This is a genomic window from Moorena sp. SIO3H5 (genome assembly GCF_010692395.1).
Lineage (GTDB): Bacteria > Cyanobacteriota > Cyanobacteriia > Cyanobacteriales > Coleofasciculaceae > Moorena.
In genome coordinates this window covers 1-4,597 of the sequence record NZ_JAAHHS010000520.1, presented here as the reverse complement: position 1 = coordinate 4,597, position 4,597 = coordinate 1, and the positions used below count along the sequence as shown (strand labels likewise).

4 protein-coding genes and 1 pseudogene are annotated in these 4,597 nt (G+C 45.3%); 3 read left to right on the top strand and 2 right to left on the bottom strand.

Annotated elements, in window-relative coordinates; genetic code table 11:
* Positions 1-241: 241 nt before the first annotated feature.
* Both F6K52_RS32710 and F6K52_RS32705 read left to right on the top strand, forming a co-directional pair.
* Entirely contained in the window at positions 242-1,015 is a 774-nt protein-coding gene (locus F6K52_RS32710; RefSeq protein WP_293088706.1) for a DUF928 domain-containing protein, read from the top strand.
* Between the two features lie 475 nt (positions 1,016-1,490).
* On the top strand, positions 1,491-1,643 hold the full coding sequence (locus F6K52_RS32705; RefSeq protein WP_293088704.1) for a hypothetical protein: 153 nt from the start codon (positions 1,491-1,493) through the stop codon (positions 1,641-1,643).
* Between the two features lie 411 nt (positions 1,644-2,054).
* Here the strand turns inward: F6K52_RS32705 and F6K52_RS32700 are convergent, their stop codons facing one another.
* Positions 2,055-2,600, bottom strand: a complete 546-nt coding sequence (locus tag F6K52_RS32700; protein WP_293088701.1) for a solute carrier family 23 protein — start codon at positions 2,598-2,600, stop codon at positions 2,055-2,057.
* Between the two features lie 505 nt (positions 2,601-3,105).
* Here F6K52_RS32700 and F6K52_RS32695 point away from each other — a divergent pair.
* Complete coding sequence (locus F6K52_RS32695; protein WP_293088698.1) at positions 3,106-3,528, top strand: hypothetical protein; 423 nt, start codon at positions 3,106-3,108, stop codon at positions 3,526-3,528.
* Between the two features lie 276 nt (positions 3,529-3,804).
* On the opposite strand, the pseudogene F6K52_RS32690 reads toward F6K52_RS32695, so the two are convergent.
* Positions 3,805-4,527 (bottom strand): annotated as a pseudogene (locus F6K52_RS32690) (MiaB/RimO family radical SAM methylthiotransferase); the annotation flags it as partial.
* Between the last annotated feature and the right edge of the window lie 70 nt (positions 4,528-4,597).

The following is a 4,597-nucleotide window of genomic DNA, read 5'->3' as shown; positions in this document are numbered from 1 at the left end:
GCAGGGAGCAGGGAGCAGGGAGCAGGGAGCAGGGAGCAGGGAGCAGGGAGCAGGGAAGAGGTAAAAAATAATGTGTACCTCATGAGTCCTATAAACGCTATATTAACTATTATGTATTACCTGTTACAGGTTAGCTGATAGCTGATAGCTGATAGCTGATAGCTGATAGCTGTTAATCATTTTTTAATTGCAATTTTTAATCGTTAATTTTATTATTTTTGCATAATTATAGGCTAAGTTAATGAAGAGAATATTTCAGTTCCTCAACCATTGCTTAGAGAATCAGCCCTTGACTATTGTTGTGGTTAGTATATTTTTAGGGATGGCAACTGTAGCCCTAGCCGACTATAAACCACCTGATCCGCCATCTCGTCCCAAACAACCTACAATTATTAGCGGTACAAGGGGAGGATGTTCTAAGAATGGAAAAACAAAGTTAACTACACTAGCTCCTGATGAACATATTGGACAAACTGTTTCGACTCACCCAACCTTTGCTTGGTTTGTACCAGAGGCTGAATCCTTGACAATGAAATTTCAGATTTATCCAGATGATGTAAATGAGAATCCCCAACCCATACAAAATATTGAATTGCAGACGAAACCAGGAATAATGACTCACTCACTATCACAGGATGAACTAGGGTTATCCGTGGGACAGAGATATCTGTGGCAAGTGGTCATTATCTGTGAACCCAATCACCCATCGAGTGCTATCGTAGCCGAAGCCTATATCGATGTGGTTCAAGAGTCACCAGATTTAAAAATAGCCCTTGCTGCAGCGACTAACCCCGTTGATCGGGCAGATATCTATGCTGAAAGAGGTTTCTGGTATAATGCCTTCGGTGAAGTTGTGGGTTGTGGTGACGATGCTAGACATAGAGCGTTAATGCGAAATTTTTTAACTGATTTAGCAAAAATCGAGGCATCTGGAAAGTCAAAAGATGGCAGCCAAAAGAGTGAGCGAATCCAGCAGATTTTAGACATAGAATGGAAAAAGCTAGTTTGTAACTAAGTTAAGTGTAAGCATATGCCCTACGCCCATATGCTTACCACCATAGTGAAAGCTAACACCGATAGACAACCTCGAAGTAAGTGTTGCAGTTTTCAGCAATAGTCATAGTTTAATTATGCATTTACTGTTTCTAAAATCGGAAAGTAAGTTAGCAGAAAACGTGAATGCATTACCTGTTTCATTCTTTTATTGTATTAAGTAAGGGAACAGTTAGTCGAGGAGACAAGCATGGAAAACTGTTTCTGATTCTGTCAATAGTTGTTGATAGTTTATAATTTTTGGTATGCTCAAGGCACCTAGTCATTTATAGGTGCCTTTTTGTTCACAGTGCCGCTCTCCGGGCATTCAATCAGATAGTGTAAGTTCACACCGATAGACAACCTCGAAGCAAGCTTTGCAGTTTTCAGCAATCGTGATAGCGTAATTGTGCAGTTGCTATTTCTTAACTTGGCAAGTAAGTTAGCAGAAAACGTGAATGCATTACCTGTTTCATTCTTTTATTGTATTAAGTAAGGGAACAGTTAGTCGAGGAGACAAGCATGGACAAGCGATGCAGCGCGGTCTTGGGGGTTCCCCCCATGAGCGACTGCATCAAGACACTGTTTCTGATTCCTTCAATAGTTGTTGATAGTTGATATTTTTTGGTCTGCTCAAGGCACCTAGTCATTTATAGGTGCCTTTTTGTTAACAGTGCAGCTCTGGCGGCCACACCCCAGACCCAGTAAGGCGCGGAATGCTGCTTGTCACCCCTGAAGTACCTCGTAAGCAGTCAGCCGTCAGCCGTCAGCCGTCAGCTAAAAGCTTACGCTACTTGAGGTGCTTATTTTATTCAAAAGCTGAAAGGTAAGCATATGCGCTACCCGCAAGCTACTTGAGGTGCCGTTGGCCACGCTACGCGAATGGCTGATAGCTGATAGCTGAACGCGCACGCGTGCGCGTAGCGCTAATCGCTGATAGCTGATAGCTTACAGGACCTTAACCCAAGCTACCATGTTCTTCCCTGTCTGGAAGTAGCCCATTTAATAACACCCCAAGAATACTAGAAAGTCCAATCCCTGTCTTGATGCAGTCGCTCATGGTTTGAATTTACCGTAAGACAGTGGAGCCTTGTCTTGATGCAGTCGCTCATGGGGGAAACCCCCAAGACCGCACTGCCTCCCCAAGACCGCGCTGCATCGCTTTTTACAGCAGTTGACGCTAAACTCAGACCAATCACCATAATCACTGCTCCGGTGACAATCGGGGGTAGAATACGGGTAATCATACCCGCACCACGCCAAAAAATAATTAGACTTAAAATCAGATAAACAATGCCAGCGGCGGCAAGTCCAGATAAGGTTGCAGCCAAACCATATTTCTCAACACTCAAGGTGATAGGGGCGATAAAGGCGAAGGAAGAAGCTAGATAAACGGGAATTTTACCCCCCGTAACCAGTTGAAAACATAACGTTCCCACCCCAGAAGTAAACAGGGCAACATTCGGGTTTACTCCGGCTAGAATAGGGACTAACACCAACGCACCAAAGGCAACAAACAGCATCTGTGCGCCATTCGCGTAGCGTGGCCATTCGCGTAGCGTGGCCATAGGCCAAGGCCTTGGAGGACATCTTTAAAACGGAAGTGATAAACCGTGGAAACTGTCGTTGCTTGAAAGTCTGGGTTTGGTGAATGTTCAGGAAATTCACTCATAAGTTGCGGACGCTTTTGTCAATTCCTAAAAAGTTATCTTACACTAAAAGATTAAGACACATTACAATTATCCTCAGCAATCAGCCGTCAGCATTCAGCCGTCAGCATTCAGCATTCAGCTGTCAGCTTTCCGTAACTCAGATTAAACGAATGCTTACCTCTTTTATTCACTCAAGTAGCGTGCCCATAGCGCATAACCTGATAACTGTTCGCGTAGCGTGGCCATTCGCGTAGCGTGGCCATAGGCCAAGGCCTTTAGCTGTTCACTGATCGCTGATAGCTGATCGCGCACGCGTGCGCGTAGCGCATTCGCTGATTGCTGATAGCTGATTGCTGATTGCTCACCAACTAGCGTATAACTTAATAGAAGTTGATAATTATAAATAAGAAGGCAACAATCTATGGAACAGAAAGCAACTGCTTCTACTAAACTAGTCACCGGTAACTTTGTGGTGATCCAGGGAGATATCAATCGCAGAATTGGCGATGGTGGTGCTAGCCTCTGGAAAAAGACTTTCAACACAGAGGGACGCTACAAGGGCGGCGCTGCCATCCTGATGTTGATGGTTAAAGGATTGACAGCAACCGACAGTGATGCAGATGTCAAAATCAATGGTAAAAGTGTCGGGAAGATCTACTCCTACGAGGGAGCTAATCCAAATCACTGGTTTACCCAAATCATTAACATTGGTGCTGGCATCCTGAAGGATGGGGATAATGAGCTGGAGGTTGAGGCCGTAGATTTGCCAAACCCCTCTGCTGGTGACCTCTATAACGATTTTTACATACGGGATGTGGTTTGCTTGTTCCAGCGGGAAGATTAGGAAACGTCTAAGCGCGAAAGTATAGTTTAGGACATAGTTTTTGGTTTAAAGGGAATCGGGAATCGGGAATCGGGAATCGGGAATCGGGAATCGGGAACAGAAATTATGTCAAAACCTTTACTTCTACTGTTATAGTTTCATTTCCTATTTTCAAGGGAGTGGATACGTATGTTTCCCCTGTGGAAACCCCCAAGAGCTCCCGACTCCCGACTCCCTAACCCCTCCTGGGAGGGGTGGGTCCCAACTCCCGACTCCCGACTCCCGATTCCCTATTCCCTATTCCTCTACTGGCTCACCAGTCAAGCTAAAGGCACGAGCTTCGGTAATTTTAACTAGAACTAGCTCACCTTTAAGGTGATTAATATCCCCAGAGAAGAAGGTCAGACGATTTCCTTTGGTTCTGCCCATGACTTGAGTATTGTCTTTGGGATTCTGGTCTTCCACTAACACTTCCTCAATCCGTCCCAGATAACGTTGCGATCGCTCAGCTGCTTTTACCGCAACTAGGTGGTTGAGACGTTGAAGGCGATCGCATTTGACCTCCTCAGGTAGCTGATTTTCCCACAATGCTGCTGGTGTACCAGGACGAGGGGAATAGGCAGCGGTATTGAGCTGGTCAAAGCCAATATCATCTACTAGTTGTAGGGTATTTTCAAATTGTGCTTCCGTTTCCCCAGGAAAGCCCACAATCGCATCTGCACTAATCGATGCATCGGGCATATAGTCACGAATGGTATTAATAATCCGGCGATATTTCTGGTGGGTATAGCCCCGTGCCATAGCTTTGAGAATATCGTTATCCCCAGATTGGAAAGGAATGTGGAAATGTTCGCACACTTCGGGCAACTCGTGACAGGCACGGATCAGTCGTTCTGTAAAGTAGCGGGGGTGACTAGTAGCAAAGCGGAGCCGCTCAATCCCCGGTATATTGCTAACATAATACAGTAAATCTGTCAAGGTGTGCTGATGCCGCCCCGATTCAGTCACCCCTGGTAAGTCACTAGACCACACGTCTTAACTCGAGGCACTAAGGAACCCGGATCACGTATGCAGTATTGTACTAGAAACA

Bases quoted from the DNA above. Each gene is read 5' to 3' on its own strand.
- F6K52_RS32710 (WP_293088706.1), top strand. From the start codon at position 242: ATGAAGAGAATATTTCAGTTCCTCAACCATTGCTTAGAGAATCAGCCC.
- F6K52_RS32705 (WP_293088704.1), top strand. From the start codon at position 1,491: ATGCATTACCTGTTTCATTCTTTTATTGTATTAAGTAAGGGAACAGTT.
- F6K52_RS32700 (WP_293088701.1), bottom strand. From the start codon at position 2,600: ATGGCCACGCTACGCGAATGGCCACGCTACGCGAATGGCGCACAGATG.
- F6K52_RS32695 (WP_293088698.1), top strand. From the start codon at position 3,106: ATGGAACAGAAAGCAACTGCTTCTACTAAACTAGTCACCGGTAACTTT.